13 protein-coding genes and 1 other annotated feature are annotated in these 18,779 nt (G+C 37.0%); of the genes, 8 read left to right on the forward strand and 5 right to left on the reverse strand.

Translation table 11 applies throughout. The annotated features are described in order from the left end of the window. The 3 genes from hydE to hydF are packed head-to-tail and all read left to right on the forward strand — an operon-like array spanning nucleotide 1 to nucleotide 3,721. The gene (hydE, locus tag ACS3UD_RS16340; protein ID WP_308140074.1) at nucleotides 1-1,047 is read left to right on the forward strand and encodes a [FeFe] hydrogenase H-cluster radical SAM maturase HydE; all 1,047 of its coding nucleotides are present in this window, start codon (nucleotides 1-3) and stop codon (nucleotides 1,045-1,047) included. Nucleotides 1,048-1,092: 45 nt separating this feature from the next. Then, nucleotides 1,093-2,511: a [FeFe] hydrogenase H-cluster radical SAM maturase HydG gene (gene hydG, locus ACS3UD_RS16345; RefSeq protein WP_308138595.1), complete on the forward strand. Its 1,419-nt coding sequence runs from the start codon at nucleotides 1,093-1,095 to the stop codon at nucleotides 2,509-2,511. Between the two features lie 10 nt (nucleotides 2,512-2,521). Further along, the gene (gene hydF / locus ACS3UD_RS16350) at nucleotides 2,522-3,721 is read left to right on the forward strand and encodes a [FeFe] hydrogenase H-cluster maturation GTPase HydF (protein WP_308138594.1); all 1,200 of its coding nucleotides are present in this window, start codon (nucleotides 2,522-2,524) and stop codon (nucleotides 3,719-3,721) included. A 115-nt stretch (nucleotides 3,722-3,836) separates the two neighbouring features. Here the strand turns inward: hydF and ACS3UD_RS16355 are convergent, their stop codons facing one another. Beyond that, nucleotides 3,837-4,301, reverse strand: coding sequence for a TspO/MBR family protein (locus ACS3UD_RS16355; protein ID WP_308138593.1), 465 nt, complete (start codon nucleotides 4,299-4,301; stop codon nucleotides 3,837-3,839). A gap of 175 nt (nucleotides 4,302-4,476) precedes the next feature. Here ACS3UD_RS16355 and ACS3UD_RS16360 point away from each other — a divergent pair, with 175 nt between their 5' ends. From ACS3UD_RS16360 to ACS3UD_RS16370, 3 genes are all read left to right on the forward strand, one after another. After that, a complete protein-coding gene (locus ACS3UD_RS16360) occupies nucleotides 4,477-5,034 on the forward strand; it encodes a DUF3841 domain-containing protein (protein WP_308138592.1) in 558 nt (185 codons plus the stop codon). Next, a complete protein-coding gene (locus ACS3UD_RS16365) occupies nucleotides 5,010-5,594 on the forward strand; it encodes a DUF3841 domain-containing protein (RefSeq protein WP_308138591.1) in 585 nt (194 codons plus the stop codon). Before ACS3UD_RS16360 ends, ACS3UD_RS16365 begins: the two co-directional genes overlap by 25 nt. A gap of 118 nt (nucleotides 5,595-5,712) precedes the next feature. Then, nucleotides 5,713-6,249: a hypothetical protein gene (locus tag ACS3UD_RS16370; RefSeq protein WP_308138590.1), complete on the forward strand. Its 537-nt coding sequence runs from the start codon at nucleotides 5,713-5,715 to the stop codon at nucleotides 6,247-6,249. 55 nt (nucleotides 6,250-6,304) lie between these two features. On the opposite strand, the gene ACS3UD_RS16375 is transcribed toward ACS3UD_RS16370, so the two are convergent. Next, entirely contained in the window at nucleotides 6,305-6,619 is a 315-nt protein-coding gene (locus ACS3UD_RS16375) for an LPS biosynthesis protein (protein WP_308138589.1), read from the reverse strand. 72 nt (nucleotides 6,620-6,691) lie between these two features. Then, nucleotides 6,692-7,039, reverse strand: a complete 348-nt coding sequence (locus tag ACS3UD_RS16380) for an ArsR/SmtB family transcription factor (RefSeq protein WP_308138588.1) — start codon at nucleotides 7,037-7,039, stop codon at nucleotides 6,692-6,694. A 284-nt stretch (nucleotides 7,040-7,323) separates the two neighbouring features. On the opposite strand from ACS3UD_RS16380, the gene ACS3UD_RS16385 reads away from it, so the two are divergent. Beyond that, the gene (locus ACS3UD_RS16385; protein ID WP_308138587.1) at nucleotides 7,324-7,917 is read left to right on the forward strand and encodes a TetR/AcrR family transcriptional regulator; all 594 of its coding nucleotides are present in this window, start codon (nucleotides 7,324-7,326) and stop codon (nucleotides 7,915-7,917) included. A gap of 63 nt (nucleotides 7,918-7,980) precedes the next feature. Next, a complete protein-coding gene (locus ACS3UD_RS16390; RefSeq protein WP_308138586.1) occupies nucleotides 7,981-16,176 on the forward strand; it encodes an S-layer homology domain-containing protein in 8,196 nt (2,731 codons plus the stop codon). A gap of 139 nt (nucleotides 16,177-16,315) precedes the next feature. On the opposite strand, the gene ilvN is transcribed toward ACS3UD_RS16390, so the two are convergent. Together ilvN and ilvB are read right to left on the reverse strand one after the other, a co-directional pair. Further along, nucleotides 16,316-16,795, reverse strand: coding sequence for an acetolactate synthase small subunit (gene ilvN, locus ACS3UD_RS16395; RefSeq protein ID WP_308138585.1), 480 nt, complete (start codon nucleotides 16,793-16,795; stop codon nucleotides 16,316-16,318). Next, nucleotides 16,788-18,440 (reverse strand): biosynthetic-type acetolactate synthase large subunit, encoded by a 1,653-nt coding sequence (ilvB, locus tag ACS3UD_RS16400; protein ID WP_308138584.1) that lies wholly within the window; start codon nucleotides 18,438-18,440, stop codon nucleotides 16,788-16,790. Before ilvB ends, ilvN begins: the two co-directional genes overlap by 8 nt. Before the next feature lie 69 nt (nucleotides 18,441-18,509). Further along, nucleotides 18,510-18,712, reverse strand: a binding site (T-box leader). Between the last annotated feature and the right edge of the window lie 67 nt (nucleotides 18,713-18,779).

The following is an 18,779-nucleotide window of genomic DNA, read 5'->3' on the forward strand; positions in this document are numbered from 1 at the left end:
ATGAAGTATCTTATTGATAAACTGCACAAGGCTCATAATCTTACCACTGAAGAATTTAAGTCGCTGATTGAAGGAAGAACTCCGGAAATTGCAGAATATCTATTTGAACGAGCAAGACAGGTGAAAATAGCAAATTATGGTTGCGATGTGTATATCAGAGGGCTGATTGAATTTTCTAATTACTGCAGGAATGACTGCTATTACTGTGGGATTAGAAAAAGCAATGCTGGAGCAGAACGCTATAGGCTGACCGAGGAGGATATTCTTAACTGCTGCAATACAGGATATAACCTTGGATTCAGAACATTTGTACTGCAGAGCGGCGAAGATTTATACTTTACGGATGAAAAGATGGTGCATATTATTAAGTCTATAAAAAATTGTTATCCAGACTGCGCTGTGACGCTGTCAATAGGGGAGAGAAGCTATGAAAGCTATAAGGCATTTTATGATGCCGGAGCCGACAGGTACCTCTTGCGCCATGAAACAGCTAATGAAGAACATTACAAGAAGCTTCATCCGGAAAACCTTTCTTTGTTAAACAGAAAAGCCTGCCTTTTTGATTTGAAAAAAATCGGATACCAGGTTGGGTGCGGATTTATGGTGGGGTCTCCTTATCAGACTGTCGAAACCCTTGTAGAAGATTTGATGTTTATAAAAGAACTGCAGCCGCATATGGTGGGAATAGGGCCGTTTATTCCACATAGCGACACACCATTTGCCCATAAAGAGAGCGGAACATTAGAATTGACATTGTTTATGCTGGGGCTCGTAAGGCTGATGATTCCTGAAGTATTAATGCCCACAACAACGGCTTTAGGTACAATTGATCCCCTTGGGCGCGAAAAAGGAATTCAGGCCGGCGGTAATGTAGTAATGCCGAACCTGTCTCCTGTTGCCGTAAGAAATAAATATATGCTATATGATAATAAAATCTGCACAGGTGATGAAGCCGCCGAATGCAGGTTTTGCATGCAGAAACGAATGGAAGGTATAGGCTGCCGTGTAGTAGTTTCCCGTGGCGACCATCGTTCCTGCAATAAATAAAACTGAAGGGAAAGAGATTCTGACCCGATAAAGAGAGGAGAAAATATGTATAATCCAAAATCATCAAAAGCAGAGGAGTTTATCTGTCACGACGAAGTGCTCAAGACGCTTGAGTATGCAGAAAAAAACAAGAAAAATACAGAACTTATTGATAGTATTATCGAAAAAGCCCGTCTTAGAAAGGGTCTTACCCACAGAGAGGCAGCAGTTCTTTTGGACTGTGAGCTGGAAGAGAAGAATCAGGAAATATATGCACTTGCAGAGCAGATAAAAAAAGACTTTTACGGAAACCGCATAGTTATGTTTGCTCCGTTGTATCTGTCAAATTATTGCATCAACGGATGTGTATACTGTCCGTATCACTTCAAAAACAAACACATTACCAGAAAAAAGATGACACAGGAAGAGATTGAACGTGAGGTTATAGCATTGCAGGATATGGGACATAAGAGGCTTGCATTGGAAGCTGGAGAAGATCCTATAAATAATCCTATTGAGTATATTTTGGAATCAATTGATACCATATACAGCGTTAAGCACAAAAATGGTTCAATACGACGTGTAAATGTAAATATTGCAGCAACAACCGTTGAAAACTACAGAAAGCTGAAAGAGGCCGGAATCGGTACATATATTCTGTTCCAAGAAACGTACCACAAGGATAGCTATGAAAAGCTTCACCCCACAGGGCCAAAGCATAATTACGCATATCACACAGAGGCTATGGACAGGGCTATGGAAGCCGGGATAGATGATGTTGGCCTGGGTGTATTGTTTGGACTTGAACTGTATAGATATGAATTTGCTGCTCTGGTAATGCATGCAGAGCATCTTGAGGCAGCGTTCGGCGTTGGGCCTCACACTATCAGCGTACCGAGGATCAGACCTGCGGATGATATTGATCCGTCTGCATTTGATAACGGAATAAATGAAGATACGTTCGCAAAGCTGGTAGCCTGTATCCGAATAAGTGTTCCGTACACAGGAATGATAGTGTCTACACGGGAAAGCAAGGAATGTCGTGAGAGAGTTCTGCATCTTGGTATATCTCAGCTGAGCGGAGGTTCTAAAACAACTGTGGGAGGCTATGCAGAGACCGAGCCTGAAGAAGAGGATTCGGCACAATTTGAGCTTAGCGATAACAGAACACTTGACGAAGTCGTTAAATGGCTTATAGATTTTGGATATATTCCAAGCTTCTGCACGGCCTGCTACAGAGAAGGAAGGACAGGAGACCGTTTCATGCAGCTTTTAAAAAGCGGACAGATACATAATTGCTGCCATCCAAATGCACTCATGACGTTAAAGGAATATTTGGAGGACTATGCTTCTCCTGAAACAAAGGATGCAGGGGACAAGTTGATTTTGCATGAAATTTCTAACATTCCTAAAGAGAAGGTAAGGAAAATAGTTCTTGAAAATCTGGGAAAAATCAGCCGCGGCAGCCGGGATTTCAGATTCTAGGGAGGTATGTATGGGACTAAATGAAACGCCTGCCGCAAACAGGATTCACATAAGCTTTTTCGGAAAAAGAAATGCCGGTAAATCAAGCGTTATGAATGCTGTAACCAACCAGGATATGGCAGTTGTATCTGATATAAAAGGAACTACAACAGATCCGGTTTATAAATCAATGGAGCTTTTGCCTCTGGGTCCTGTTGTGATGATAGATACTCCGGGAATTGATGACGAGGGAGAGCTTGGAGCGCTTCGCATCAAAAAAGCGCAGCAGGTATTAAATAAAACCGATGTTGCTGTTCTTGTAATTGATGCCGTTGAAGGAAAGTCCGAAGAGGAAGAAAAGCTCATTTTACTCTTTAAAAAGAAAAACATCCCGTATATTCTTGCATATAACAAGGCTGATTTGAACAAAAAAAAAGAATCCTTAAATGAAAACAGCATTTATGTCAGCGCAAAAACAAGAGAAAATATTGAAGAGCTCAAAGAAAAAATAGGGAGTTTGGTACGTGCGGATGATTTTAAGCTTAAGATTGTCGGAGATATACTGAACCCGTTAGACTTTGCTGTTTTGGTAGTGCCCATTGATAAAGCTGCACCTAAAGGAAGGCTCATACTTCCTCAGCAGCAAACAATCAGAGATATTTTGGAAGCTAATGCAGTATCTGTTGTGGTAAAAGAATCTGAATTTAAGAAAACTCTTGAAAACCTTGGTAGAAAGCCGAAAATAGTTATTACAGACAGCCAGGTGTTTGAAAGGGTGAACGCCGAAACTCCGGAGGATATTTATCTAACATCTTTTTCTATTTTGATGGCCCGATACAAAGGTGTGCTGAAAACAGCTGTAAACGGAGCCAGAGCTGTTGATTTGCTGCAAGACGGCGATATAGTTCTGATTTCGGAGGGGTGTACACACCATAGGCAGTGCGAGGACATCGGTACAGTAAAATTACCGCGGTGGATTAAAAACCGAACCAAGAAAAACATTGATTTTAAATTTACTTCCGGAACGGAATTTCCGGACGATTTGAGCAGCTTTAAGCTGGTTGTTCACTGCGGAGGCTGTATGATTAACGATAGGGAGATGAAGTACCGCCAAAAATGCTCAGAGGACATGAAGGTTCCGTTTACAAACTATGGAATTTTGATTGCATACATGCAGGGAATATTAGAGCGAAGCATAGCTATGTTTCCTGATATTGATAGTTATATGTGATATTGCTAATTGATAAAAGACTATAGTACCCTTTAAAGTGGAAACATAGTCTTTTTGTCTGTTTATAATATGCATATCCATGCATTAATATTTTAGCAGAATATGTGATGAATAATTAATTCAATATTATAATTTGAAAATTTAAGTACGCTGCAAATATACACCATAGAAGATAAGGTATTTGCAAATATGCTGCTATTGGCTTTACTCTATAAAATTGTACAATCATTATAATAATGCAGGCTATAAGGACTAGAAGCAGAATGAAAGACATTAAGTAATTTTGAAGATTGAAAAAAATTATGGACCACATAAAATTTAAAAACAGTTGTACAAAATACCACTGTAATGCGGATTTTTTGTAATGGCTGTGTGAAGTAAAGACTATGTATGATGATATGCCCATCAGTATATATAAAATTGTCCAAACGATGGGGAAAATAAAAAAAGGCGGCATTAATGCAGGCATATTGATTTGGCTAAAAGAGGATAAGCCGTTTTGTGTAAGCATTGCAGAAATTTGACCGACTGTAAGAGGAATTAAAATGCTCACAAGCAAAGTTGTAATCTTTTTGTTCATATATGTATAACTCCTTTCATTTTGTAGTAATATATTAAATACACTTTAAATTTATGCATAAATAATTATTGATTTTATGGACTTCTTAATATTATAGTTGTACCTTGAATCATTGACGCCTATTCTATTGTTTGTTATAATATTATCAATTAATGTTGCTGGAAGGAGTGTATACATGGGAAGCAAGGTAAGGGTATGGACGAAGCAAAATGCTAATATTTTAGGTGATTTAGATAAAAATGGACGCTATATTGTGAAAAGGGAATACATACAGCAGAAGATGGAGGACCACGCACAGCTATACTTTGATGTTTATAATTGGTATCGCAAGGCAGCTGAAGAAATTGCGCCTGTGCCTGATGATGCGGAATATCCTATTTGGGTATCTTTAAAGGAAAGCGAAAAAATACCGAACAGTGAAGGAAATGTATTGCTGGAAATTGAAGTGAATGAAGAAGATCTTATTACAGTAGATATTGAAAAATGGGGACGAATTGTAAATTATGGCTATATACCAAAAGACAGGGCTGATCAGAGGGAGCACGACAAGATGCTTAGCAGCTACGGAACAAACGATTGTTCAGCATATATGTCACCGTTTTTTCCGATAATTAAGAAAAAAATTATAAAAAGCTGGGACAGGATTTTTGATGAAAGTATTACCTTAAGCCCTGTTCGTGTAGGAACATTATGGGAGTTGAAAAAAGAATGGATAACAAAGATAGAAAAGTAACTCTTTATACTATACAAACCGAAAACGTTTTAGAACAATTGAAAAAAAATGGACACCATACCGCAAAAATGAAATTCATTAAAGAAAAGTACGGCGAAGTTGCCACGACATTTGTTGATGCTTACAAATGGTATGTATCAAATGCTGAGAAAATTGTTTCCAGACCCGTTGAAGCAGAGTCGGCTGTTTGGGGATATGGTGATCCGAAATACATTGAGAAGCATAGCGGGTGTCAAATTTTGCAGCTTCATGTACCCGTGGAAAAGGTAGTATTTTTTAGAATGATTGACTGGAACAAGCGCTTGAATTTACGATATATAGGAAAAAACCAACAAGAAGAAGATTCATATAATCAAAAGCTTGTTCAGCATGGAGTGGACTATGAAGGAAATGTGTTCCTTACACCGTTTTATCCTCAGCTGAAAGGCGAACTGACAAGAAGCTGGAATAACTTGTTTCGCTATGACAATCTTGTCAAGGATCAGGGAGACTTACTATTTCCTGATATGCAGGCAGGATTTTGGTGCCTGGAATGGGAATGGGTTCAAAAAATACTTTGAGAATTGACAATTATAGATGTCTATATGTTAGTACCAGAACATTCTTTAAATGGATGGTTATAAGTACAGCATCAATTTATACGGGCAATACATAGTCTAATATGTGGAGAAAGAGAACATGGTTACAAAATTTTTGCTTACTGGGAAGATTTACAAATACATTAGCTATTTCATATGTTGCATTTTGGTTGCATTTCTTATTATAAGTCTGTCGGCTTGCACCTATTCTTCAAAATCTGAAGTTGAAACTGTTCGCATAACTAAACAAATTGGCGATGAAATTGCTCTAGAAACATTTGATTTAAAAATAAGAGGTGCCGAAGAAGACAAGTTAATCAGCTCATATTACGGTTCAACGGCGTATGCGACAGATGGGTTTAAATTTGTATTAGTTGTATTAGAACTTAAGAATACAACAGATAAAGAGTTTGAATATATACCTGATTTGAAACTGGAAGATAAAAGCGGTCGTGAATTTTATCCGTATCCTAACACTATTGGAAATATAAACAACCATATTGAAAAAAGAAAATTATCACCGGGTATAAGTGAAATAGGCTACCTTATTTACGAAATATATGAAGACTGCGAGAGCTATAGTATTATTGCGTCTAATGAAGAAAAAAATGAACGATATGAAGTCAACATAAAATAAAAATATGTAAACATATTTAAAAGGCTTAAGGGAAATCCTTAAACCTTTTTTGTTATTATTCAATCACATCCTCAGGAAGGCTTGTTTTAAAACTGTGTTCTGTCAATGCTGAAAGATTTTCTATTCTTTCATTAATTATGTTTCTGAAGCAGTTCGGTAGATGATCTCCGTGAGCTCTGTGTATTGCAACGCATTCAATGCATTTGCCGTGATATTTGCAAGGCTCCTTACAACTACAATGATCTTCTTTTCCAAGACTTTCTTTTACTTCTGCAACAAATTCATCTTGAAGTTTTTTGTAAAGAGAACGATCTCCTCTTCTGTGCGCTTCTAAAGCTTCTTTTTCTTTCGGGTTGTTATCGATTATCATTAAACGCCCTCCAATTATTAATAATTTATTATATTATAGCACAATATAATATTTATTTTATTATAAAATTTTTTACTTTTTTGATGGATTCTTTTCATTCTCACAGTATTGGTGATCACCCGTAAGATGCTGGAGGCAGCCCTTGCGCTCAATATCGCAGGAGACTAGCTTGGTTATTTTCTGAGAGACTTTTATAAGTAAATTTTTATTTACATCATAATGAGTGTAGTAACCTCTTTTTTCACCTGATACGATACCTGCATTTCTCAATACTTTAAGGTGCTGAGAAACAGCAGCTTCCGATATATTAAGTTGACGTGCAAGCGCTCCTACGCAAAAATCATACTCAATCAGAAGTTCTATAATTTTTAAACGGTTTTCATCTGAAATTGCCTTCATAATATTCAAAAAATTATCCATTTAGTTTATATCCGCCTTATTTTGTAAAGTTAAACAATGTTTGTTTAATAAATAAAAAACGGCTGTGCTTGTTATGAACAGCTTGTTTACTAAATAGAATACAGCTTAAAATATCATATGTCAAGTTGTACAAATGATATATAAATAATTGCATGATTAATTGATTAAGTTTATCTTTTGGGGTTTCTGTACGCAAAAGTAGTTGACATTACTATCTTCAAAGTATACAATATTTGCACAGACTATAGTCTGTGACTTTGGTCTGTATAAAAAGGAGGAAAAATTTGAATAAGAGAACAAAACAAGCAAATGAAACTAAAAAAAGGATTATTGATTGTGCAAGAAAACTTTTTGCCGAAAAAGGGTACAACAGTGTAACAGTAGACGAGATAATCAAGGAAGCAAATTCATCAAAAGGTGGGTTTTATACTCACTTTAAAACAAAGGAAAGTTTGATTTCCGGCATGATTCCATTTGCTGACGAGGCTTACGAAAAATTTGCTCAGACAGATAGAAAATGTAAAGACACTATGGAAAAAATATTTTCCCTAATTAATTTTGTTTTTTATTTTATGGAAAACGAAGTTGGACTTGAATTTCTTTCAGTTATGTATTCGTCACAGATTAAGGATCTAAATACAGAGCGTTTTATCATTTCGCCGGAAAGGGAATATTATAAACAGCTCAGAGTCTTGATTGAGGAAGCCAAGATAAAAAAAGAGATTACCGATGAATTGGAAACAGAAGAAATTATGTCATTTTTAACAACATGTATACGTGGAGTGTTATATGACTGGTGCTTGAAAAAAGGAATGTTTCAGCTTTCATCATATGGTATGAGGCTGGTTAATATGGTGCTTAACCAAATGAAGCCTTAGCTCTGAAGTTTTGATAATGTTATGCGGATTATTTTATGGAGGGAAATATCAATGAGGTGTAACATGAAACAAGTTAATCGAATTATAAGTTTTATTTTGTCCATGTGTATTTTTATCAGCTCACTCCCAGTATATGCGTACAGTGAAAACGATTACGAAAGTGGAGGCGATCAATCGTATGTTCCGCAATCTGAGTATGAAGCATCATTAAATTCTCTGTTTAATCAGATTAACACAAGAGGAATAGCAGTTTATTCAGATGTAAGTGAAAGTTATTCAATATCTCCATCAGATATAGATTTTGATACCAGGGTTACATATGAAATAAATAATCCCATATATGCGGATTATGAAACAGAAAAGACAGCTGTGATAAAATTTAAGCTGAGCAATTCAAGCTATAAAACTGTTTCATTTGATTATGAAGTATATCCTGGCAGTGCATTGGAGTCTGAGCATTTTAACGGTGCTGTAACAGGCTCTGTTATTTTTGAGGCCGGAGAAACTGAAAAACACTTAAATATAAATATTGAAAAGCTTGTAAATAACCCTGAATCTGAAATTCCACTAAAGTCAAGCGCAGGAGAATTTTGGTGCGGAGACAGGATTTTTTATATATGCTGTTCCAATATAAAAAATGCATTATTCGAAGAAGATTCTGAGTGCATGACAGTACCTGTGAAAATAAAAAATAATTTTGATTTTAGACAAAGCTATAACAGGGCAAAGAATGTCTACATGGCTGATATTTCTAAAATACAAAATGCGCTGGTTTTTCCAGATATTCCAGGCAAGTATAAAAATACTGGGGATGATATATGCATAACAACTGGTACAGCTATAGCTGGTGATGTAAGAACTATGATAGATACAGGAATATTCACTCACCTTAACTTAATGCATGGATACTTTCTTAACGACGAAGAGGCGTTCGGAGATGTCAAATTTATTATGAAAAGGGACTATATATGGGGTTCAGAGACTGCCTTGGAAAAAAATATTTTCGTTGGCGGAAAAGATAGAATTAATTTTGAATTGGAGAATGTTCCTATATTAGAATTAGGGCTTGGACCGGAAGCTGAAGCAAACGGCATTATCAGATCACTTGGCATAGCTTTTGACTATTCATATCTTACAGATGATATATATACCGTTTTTTGTGACCAGGACGATAATTATCTTCAAAATCAAATGAACTTTGAAGATAAGGTAAAACCTTATCCTGTGCGTGTCGGTGCACCGGAAGGAGAATTTGCCTTGGGAGAGAAGGTACCGCTTACGGTTACTTATAACGAACCTATTTTGACAGACAATATTAGTATAAAAGCAAATGGTGTATTATTGTACCCTGAGGAAGATAACGGTACAGTTTCGGAAACTGTAAGTTTTTTATATAATATGGGCGATGATTTTGAAGGAACTATAGTTATAGCAGAAATATACGGCTCCACTGATGTTTCAGGAAAAGAACAAGAGGACAGTGAATCAAACATTTATGAAATCACAACTGTATCTCTTAAGCCATACAGTTTGGGAGAGCTGTTTTCATACTGCTCGGAAACATCCATAGATATAAATCAGACAGGCAATATAAATGCACATGCTGAGATAAAAATATCCGTAAAGAAAAATAAAGAAATGGTTTTTTTTCTCAATGAACACAGGCAGGAGGATGGGCTGATAGATATAATTAAGGCAAGAGTTGTAGGGAGTGACGGAAATGCAATTGACGTTCCTTTTTATAGCATAAAAGAAGATGCCTTCGTGTCAGAATTCAGAGGTGAATTTGAAGCTCCTGCTAACATTTCCAGTACTGATATAGAATATGTCGCTGAGATATACTTTGACGAAAACGCAGCAAATGAGTTTATTATGCTGTATTCACTGTCAAAGAAGTACACTGTACCTCATATTGTTTATATTGATGATGAAACCGATTTTGAGATTATATACACTGGCTGGCCTGATGGAAATAAAATATCTTCCGGCAGTGAAGATGCAATTTCATTAGGCTGCAATATAAAAAATGATGCTACATGGCAGAAGCCGGAGGATTTTAAGTGGTCAAGCAGCGATGATACAATTGCTTCTATTACCACATCCGGAGCAATTTCCCTTACAGGGAAGGCAGGAAGCGTAAAATTCGGCTTGACTGCCATGAATGCGGGGCTGCCAGGCAAACAGTTTACTATATACACTGATATTTTGGAAGTTGTTGATACAAATTCAGCATTTTTAAATATTAGTGGATGGTCAAAAAATATTGAAGCGATAAAAGGGAATGATGTAAGGATTTATTATTCTACCAACATAATGTCAAGGAACGATGAACTTGGTGAAACAGAAACGGCAACTGAATATTTTTATGATCTGTACGAGGCAGTGTATGACGGAGATGAGCTTAGCAAGGGAAATCATGTATTTCACAATATTTCGAGCTTGACTGATGCTGAATCTGTTTTTTGCTATACCGTGGATAAGCAGTATCTTTCAGAAATATCCTCAAGGGATAAGTACAGCTACATACTTGAAATATCAGCAAGGGATTTGAAAACAGGCATATTGTTCTCAGCTGCAGCTAACATTCGCGTGAAAAGTCTCCCTGCAAGAGCAGTTTTAAGCAAGCCGGATAATTTTTATGTTACGGACGATCAAAATTTAAGTATAAAATTTGATATTGAAAATAAAAACCCTTCAACAGAAGCTTATCTTTCTGTAACGAGAAACGATGAAATGACTCCAGTATTTTATACGGATAATGCTGATGATTCCGGGAAAGAGTTAAATATAAGCATAAGAGCTGTTGACAGTGCGAGGCTATATGATACCTATACCGTATCGCTTAAGGCAAGAAATGAGCTCGACGAAAGCAGCTCCTATGATTCATATATTCTGTATGTTTATAATTCAGAAGCTTTTAAAATAGCTATTGATGGAAAAAACAGAGAAAGCTTTTTCATTAGTGCGGAAGAGTTTTCTAATATGACAAGTGAAGAAATACTGGACCTTAACAGGAATATATTATTAAATTATGATATAAATCTGAACTATGTCCAATGCAAGTGGAGTAAAATTCTAGATAAAATAGTATGGTCCGTGGGTGATGAAAGCAAAATATCGCTGAAATACAAAAATGGAGGTGTGATTAACAGTGTAGACTATGGCGTTTCGCTGCCTCCTGATACTAAGCTGCAGCTTGAAGGAATATCAGAAGGAGAATCATATGTTACAGCAACACATGTTCTTACTGGAACGGAATCAAGAGTTGATGTTACTGTTGATGAGCTTCGGGATAAATTATTCCTATTTCAAGTTTACCCTGTGCAAAAAAGTCAGGTGTCCTACAGAAATGGGGAAGGATACCTTAAAACGGCTTATACCGATAGCAGCGGAAGAATTGCTATTTATGAAGAAAGCGGAATTAAGGGTGATGTAGAGTTTAGTCCTGAGCAAAGCGAATTGTACGACAAATACATACTTAGAGGTGATGTTCTTAAGGCAAAGCAGGAAGAATCAAATTATAACGGCCTCTACGTACAGAACAATATTATGTTTAATCGTTCTGAGCGTGTAGTTATGTTTAATGTGTATGTTTCAAATTATAATAAAGATGACGGATACAGCGGAGATATATTAATCAAGGGAGGTGTATACAGGAATGGCATATATTGTCCCAATGCCAAAATTAACGGAAAAGACGGAAGAGAGGAACAGCTTGTAAATGCTCCTGACTCCATTTGTACATTAAATTTAGATCCGTCGGAATTTATTAACGAAATTGAAACAGATCCGATTACTCCAGATGACAAGATAGAATATGTATTCGAAATTAATATTCCCGAAGGTTCTTGCAGTCCTGTATTTATGAAGATAGGCAGCGAAAGAGCATACTCTTATAAATATAACGGTGTTATATTCGGTGACATTGTTTTATTAAGAAACAATTATGATTCAAGAATTGAAAACGGATTTAATATATTAAGCCAAAGAGTTGTGATAGAAGGAAATGAACAGGTAGTTCCCAATAATGTAATAATAGAGGATGAGCTAAAGGAAATCTCCTTAAATACGGAAATTATGTACAAGGGAGATTTTGACAGCAGCTATGAGGTGAAATTTGAAGATAAAACGGATAACGGTAAGAAGTATTTAACGAATACCGAAGTTGAGTCACATGAATTTTCTGATACTGTATTAATAAAAAGCGAGTTTGATTTGCAGCAGTATGCTACTAATTTGGAAAAGGGTGAAGAAGGAATCCTCGGCATGCAAATTACCGTAAAGAGTAAAAGCGGGCTGGATATTATAAACCTTCCCACAAACTACAAGGTAAATCAGTTCAGTGGCATTGTCGGGCTGGATACACTGGAAGCAGGAGAACTTAAGGAAATTAGCAGCGAAGTTATCAATTCTACTAAAGGACCATCATTGCTTGGGTCAGGCGGAAAAAGCTCATATATTGGGGTAAACCTGGATTTTTTAAGTGAATATTCTACGGAATCCAAAACTGCCAGACTTGAAATCATGCCTACGGATAATCCTCTTGTATTAAGAGGAGTCATAAAGATTTCTGTAGGAGATCTGAGCAAATACGTTAAGTCAGGCGTGTACAGTAAAGATGAAGGAGCATCACTTCAGTACAACTATATGCCTGCTTACAGCGATTTTTGGAACAATCATATGTGGGACAGCAAAATTTTTATGGAGATATACAAAGGAGGTTACGGCTCTAACAAAAAAATGTACGGCGGCGGCGCATACCTGGACTGTGAGATAATTTACGATATTGATGACCATGAATGGAAAATCGTCATATTGAAGTCATTCATTCATATAGGCGGAGCATATCATTATAAGCATGTTTATAACACTTGGATAGGATTAGTTCCTGTGACGGCAGAGTTTTTAGCCGGAGGAGAGGGCATGGTAGGTTTAAAGACAATATTGAGTGAAGACAGATCAGACAGAATATATATTACTGAGCTTCAGCCTTCTATTTATATCAGAGGATTCGGCGGTATAGGCAGGGATTATGATGTTGTAAGCCTAAAAGCCGGACCTTATGGCAAGACAGAGCTTGATCAGCGGTATTTATGGCTGAATAGTGAAAAAAAGAACAGCAACGGACAAAGGATAACCGTTAAAGGTGAAGTTGGAATAGAATATGAAATAAAGCTGATTATTGCTACTATCGACGGTTCTTTTGAAATAGGTGAAGTAAACAAGACATGGACATACAATGATTATAACAATATAAACAGGATATACAATTCCTCCTACTCTTCTGCAGGATTAAATAAGCTCTTTAGAAGCAGTGATGTGCCTTCACTTGCGTCAACACCATCCCAAGATGAAAGTGCTACTTTTGAAGGAAGAGGATATTTGAAAAATGACAGACAGTGGAATGTACAAAATACAATGGCAAGGGGGGTTTCTGCAGAGGATATAACAGCTATGCAGACTAATGCTTACCCATATTCAAATCCTGTTGTTACGTCTGACGGAGAGCTGATGGTATATATATCTGATATGAATAGTGAGGATATAAAAGATATGTCAGTGTGTTTTTCTAAAAAATCAGGAGGATTGTTTCCAGAAGGTGATGAGATAGATAGTTCCGGTTATGCGGATACGGATGCGGATGTTGACGGGACAGCGGACGGAGCGGCAGCTGCATGGACTCGTGTTATCAATGACGAGGTGTATAGTGAAGGTAGTGAGGCTTCAGCTTCAGATATTCAAGAAATGATGGCAGGAACTGAAATTATGGGTGCAATATATGACGGCTCTGGTTTTACTACAACTCGCCTCACAAATAATTCTGTACCAGATATGTCTCCTGCAGTGGCTTCAAACGGAGTTAACGCAATAGTTGCTTGGAGAAGCCTGTATGCCGGAGATATTAGCAATCCGCTAGATTTTGACGGCAGAAATAATATTATGTATCGCATATTTGACGGAAGTAATTGGAGTGAAGAAAAATGTCTTTTTGACGGAAGTGTTGACAATGTGGTAGGCATTAGTGCAAAGATGCTGTCCGATGGCATCTCAGCAATTACATATGAAGTTAAAATCAAAGAAACAGAAAATACTGAAATTTATTGTGCTGTAATTGACGAGACCGGAAATATTGTAAATAATATCAGAATCACAAACAATGATCACAGAGATGAAAGTCCTCGTATTACATCCGCAATATTCCCCGATGGTAAGGAACGATTTATTGTGGGATGGAATCCAAGACATGCCGATGAGCCTGAAGAACGAAGTACTATAAGAATGGCTTCTGTTGACGGAAAAGGAAGAGCATACGTGCAATTTGAAAGTGAGATTGAAGCTTCCGATACTGCAGATTACAGTAGCTTTAAATTTACTGATGGTGCCGAAAGGTTAGAGGATTTATCTGTTGTATGGGTGCAGCCTGACTTTGATTCGGAAGAATATAATTATTCGTTGTGGGGAAGGAAATTCATTGAGGATGATGAAGGAAGCATAACAATATCTCCTGAAGTTAAACTTTTGGAGCTTGATAAAAGTAACATAGTTGATTTTTTCGATTCATATGTAGATAGTAGCGGAAAAATAAACTTCACACTTCAAATAACAGATTACGGTACTAAAAATGAAAGCAGCAAGCTGGCATATGCATCTGCTGCATATAGTAACAAATTGACTGTTAATGAAATATATTATTCTAATAAAGAGATTCTGCCCGGTACGAAAATGCCTATTATGTTCAGGCTCTATAACAGGGGAATAGAGCCGGTGGAAGGCATAAGTATAAATCTTGGAGGAGATGTTTACGAATCCAGAGAGTACAATTATATTATGCCAGGCGAATACAAGGATATCAATTTTATTTATTCAGTTCCGGAGACCATTGAAAATCCGGACTATACGATAAAAGCAGAATACTCGTCAACTTCGGACATAATATCGGGCACCATTAAAATGGATGTCCCAGATGTAGAAATATATGGAATAGATATAGAAAAGGAATTTGAAAGAGAGCGTTTATTAAGCGTATTTCTGCATAACGATACATTTTCTGAGCTGACCGAGGGAAGACATGTAATAAAGCTTAATGCATATGATACACCTGATTTTAGCCGTATGCCTATTGCTTCCTTGACAATCTCCGATTCAGAGAGCTTTGATATAATTAACGGCGGATTGCTGAAAAAAAATATTATGCTAGATGAAGATTCGCTTATGGGCATATTGAAAGACGGAGAAATACCGGATGAAGGTGTAAGAATATTTTTTGATGCAGTACTGGAGGAAGACGGAAAAATTATCGAGGATGCAGATGCAACAAACAATTATGATTATGTTACAATAAGAAGCCTGATAGAAAAAAATACGGAAAAAGTTTCTCTGACAAGCATGATGAACTCAGAGAACGGCCATACCCGCATTTATGTTGAAGCATTAAATAATTCCTTTAAAAAAATATCAGGAGGAAATATTATTGTAAAATTAAAAGATGCGGACGAAAAGATAATTGCTTCAAAACAGCTTTACGATTCAGGTGCCGGAGAATTGTCCATAGAAGGTGAAAGCATATATATAGCGTCATTTGATTTTAGCCAACAAGGTGCCTCCTTTGATGCGGTATATACAAATGATAATTCCGGAGAAGGTGAAGACAGCGGTAACGGTTCGCAGGACAAAGCAAAAGATAAAGATCAGGAATATCCTGTGGAATATATAAATCCTTTTAAAGACGTAATGGAAACAGACTGGTATTATGAAGCAATTAAATTTGTCGTGGAAAACGGTCTGATGATAGGTACGGAGACTAACATGTTTGGACCCGGCATGCCAGTTTCAAGAGGGATGCTTGCAACGGTACTTTACAGGATGGAAGGTAAACCTGCTGTCGGCAATTCTTCTTTCATTGATATTGAAAAAGGGGAATATTATACTGATGCAGTGGCGTGGGCTCATGAAAGCAAAATTGTAAACGGTATAAATGAAATAAGGTTCGGCCCGAATGAAGGAATAACACGTGAGCAGTTTGCATCCATGCTTTACAGATATGCTATGTATAAAAAATATAGTATAGGAATAAGCGCAGATTTATCTAAATATTCAGACAGCAGTGCAATTTCTGAATATGCTGTATCTGCAATACAATGGGCAGTCGGTAATGGCATAATAAAAGGAAGAGAGGACGCGCTTCTTGCTCCGATGGAAGGTACAACAAGAGCTGAAATGGCAGAAATGCTGCGTAGATTCATGGCATTGTATAAATAGCTAAAAATAAGAGATAGCTTTGATATGCTCCTCATGTAATGGACGGTTTTAATAACAAAAACTATACATTGCAAGAGGAGCATATTTTAATGTCAGGAGGCAGAAAAAATTAACCAGTTAGAAAATGCTTGGATTCTAATTATCCTCTTTCTAAAGCTGTGGGACCCGTCCTTGTCATTTCAAGAATTCCATATGGCTTCAGCAGTTCAAAGAAGGCATTGTTCTTTTCCTCATCACCGGATATTGATATAATCATTGTTTTTTTGCTCACATCAATTATGCTGGCTCTGAATATATCAACAATCTGTATGATTTCCCCACGCTTTGTCCCTGAATTAACTTTTACCATCATCAGTTCCCTTTGTACGGAATCCTCTTTTGACAAATTGGTTATTTTGATTACATTTATGAGCTTGTGAAGCTGCTTTGTGATTTGCTCTATAATATAGCTGTCACCGGTAACGGCAACTGTAATTCTTGAAATGCCGGAATCCTGAGTTTCAGCTACGTTCAGGCTGTCAATATTGTAGCCTCTTCTGGTGAAAAGACCTGCTACTTTACTGAGAGTTCCGGAATAGTTTTCTACGAGGATTGATAAAATAACTTTTTCATTATTCATAGTTTTCGCCTCCCATGTGCGGAACTGAAGGTATGTCAGGATCAACTATACATTCTAAAATAAATGGTTCATTATCTTTAAATATTTCCTGTATTGCATGATCTGCTTCGCTGTCGTCTGCTATTTTCATTCCTTTGATTCCATAAGCATCCGCTAGTTTCATAAAATTTGGATTAAAGCCAAGGTCAATTCCAAAAAAAGAGTTCTCGTTGTATGCGTTTTTTTGCAGCTCTCTTACCATCCCCAGCTTCTTGTTGTTAAATATAATAAATTTTACGCCCGCACTATATTCTTTTGCAGTTGCAAGATCGCTCATAAGCATTTGAAATCCGCCGTCTCCCATTGAAGCTACAACTTTTTTCCTGGGAGCTGCCAGCTTTGCACCTATTGAAGAGGGAAGACTGTATCCCATTGTTCCCAAACCTCCGGAAGTTAGGAATTTTTTGTTTTTGCCTGCTATAAAGCTGTGCGCGGCCCATATTTGGTTAACCCCTACATCTGCAACCCATATGCTTCCATTTTCCATGAAACTTGATATTTTGTTTATAAGAAGTTTTGGGTTCAGAGATGCTTTTTTAGCAAAAAGTTTTTTAAGATAATTTTTACGCCTTGTCTGTACATCCTTCAGCCAGTCTGCGGTATCTAATTTGTAGCTGTATTCCAGGAGGCTGTTGAGAGTTTCTTTTGCGTCTCCAACTACAGGAATTCGTGTTTCAAAATTTTTGCCTATTTCCGCAGGGTCAATATCAATATGTATTATATTTTGCCTGTGGTTGCTTTTTTCCATCATAAAAGTAGTGCGGTCAGCAAAACGCGCTCCGATAACAATAAGCAGATCAGATTCATTTATCATTTTGTTTGCAAAAGGGTATCCGTGTGAGCCTATGAGCCCGGCAAAATACGGACTGTCATTATCAAAAGAATCGATTCCCATGAGGGAGCAAACAACAGGTATTTTGCATTTTTCAACGAATAATTCCAGTTCCTCCATAGCGTTTCCTGACCTTACGCCTCCACCTATGCATATTACAGGTTTATGAGATTTATTTATCATATCCGCAGCTCTTTTGACCTGCCTAGGATTACCGATAAATGTAGGTTTATATCCACGTATATTTATCTCTTGAGGATATATGAAATCTATTGTTTTTTCCTGAACATCCCTTGGAATATCAATGAGTACCGGACCTTTCCTTCCTGTAGATGCTATATAAAAGGCTTCTTTTATAACTCTGGGGAGCTCATTTGCATCTTTCACCAGGTAGCTGTTTTTTGTAAAAGATTCAGTTGCCCCTATTATATCAGCTTCCTGAAACATGTCTCTGCCTATGCTGTTTGAACTGACCTGCCCTGTAATAACTACAAGAGGTATAGAATCCATGTACGCTGTTGCTATGCCGGTTATTAAATTAGTTGCTCCGGGGCCTGATGTTGCAATACATACGCCGGTTTTGTTCAAAGCTCGTCCATATCCGCTTGCCATGTGAGCCGCAGACTGCTCCTGGCGTACTAGCACATGTTTTATATTTGAATTTCTCAGGGCTTCATAAAGCGGAAGGACTGCGCCACCCGGATATCCAAAAATAACATCTGTGTTTTCTATTTCAAAACATTTTACAATTGCTTCTGCTGCTTTAATTTTCATGCAAACACTTCCTTTCGTCATAAATTCGGTATAAAAAATATAGGTATAAAAAAAGCAGGCGTTTTCATAACAAAGGACGAAAAAACCCGCGATACCACCTTAATTCCATATAGGCACTTGATACTGTAACGGTGAATCCGTTTAACTCTACTGCTATTTCAAGTTAAAAGCTCAAAAGCTACCTTCGATATACATTGCTTGCAGAACTTGCAGCACGGGGTTCTGCTCTCTAAAAAGCTTTATATACCTACTCTCTTTTTCATAGCCGATTATTTAATTATTACTTATAATAATCAGATGATGTACATTTGTCAATAATAATTTTAAAAATATTAAAAA

Source organism: Sedimentibacter sp. LTW-03, from assembly GCF_052059825.1.
Classification (GTDB): domain Bacteria; phylum Bacillota; class Clostridia; order Tissierellales; family Sedimentibacteraceae; genus Sedimentibacter.

What these genes read in the sequence shown, in the direction of transcription:
- hydE (WP_308140074.1), top strand. Translation starts at nt 1, where the DNA reads ATGAAGTATCTTATTGATAAACTGCACAAGGCTCATAATCTTACCACT.
- hydG (WP_308138595.1), top strand. Translation starts at nt 1,093, where the DNA reads ATGTATAATCCAAAATCATCAAAAGCAGAGGAGTTTATCTGTCACGAC.
- hydF (WP_308138594.1), top strand. Translation starts at nt 2,522, where the DNA reads ATGGGACTAAATGAAACGCCTGCCGCAAACAGGATTCACATAAGCTTT.
- ACS3UD_RS16355 (WP_308138593.1), bottom strand. Translation starts at nt 4,301, where the DNA reads ATGAACAAAAAGATTACAACTTTGCTTGTGAGCATTTTAATTCCTCTT.
- ACS3UD_RS16360 (WP_308138592.1), top strand. Translation starts at nt 4,477, where the DNA reads ATGGGAAGCAAGGTAAGGGTATGGACGAAGCAAAATGCTAATATTTTA.
- ACS3UD_RS16365 (WP_308138591.1), top strand. Translation starts at nt 5,010, where the DNA reads ATGGATAACAAAGATAGAAAAGTAACTCTTTATACTATACAAACCGAA.
- ACS3UD_RS16370 (WP_308138590.1), top strand. Translation starts at nt 5,713, where the DNA reads ATGGTTACAAAATTTTTGCTTACTGGGAAGATTTACAAATACATTAGC.
- ACS3UD_RS16375 (WP_308138589.1), bottom strand. Translation starts at nt 6,619, where the DNA reads ATGATAATCGATAACAACCCGAAAGAAAAAGAAGCTTTAGAAGCGCAC.
- ACS3UD_RS16380 (WP_308138588.1), bottom strand. Translation starts at nt 7,039, where the DNA reads ATGGATAATTTTTTGAATATTATGAAGGCAATTTCAGATGAAAACCGT.
- ACS3UD_RS16390 (WP_308138586.1), top strand. Translation starts at nt 7,981, where the DNA reads ATGAAACAAGTTAATCGAATTATAAGTTTTATTTTGTCCATGTGTATT.
- ilvN (WP_308138585.1), bottom strand. Translation starts at nt 16,795, where the DNA reads ATGAATAATGAAAAAGTTATTTTATCAATCCTCGTAGAAAACTATTCC.
- ilvB (WP_308138584.1), bottom strand. Translation starts at nt 18,440, where the DNA reads ATGAAAATTAAAGCAGCAGAAGCAATTGTAAAATGTTTTGAAATAGAA.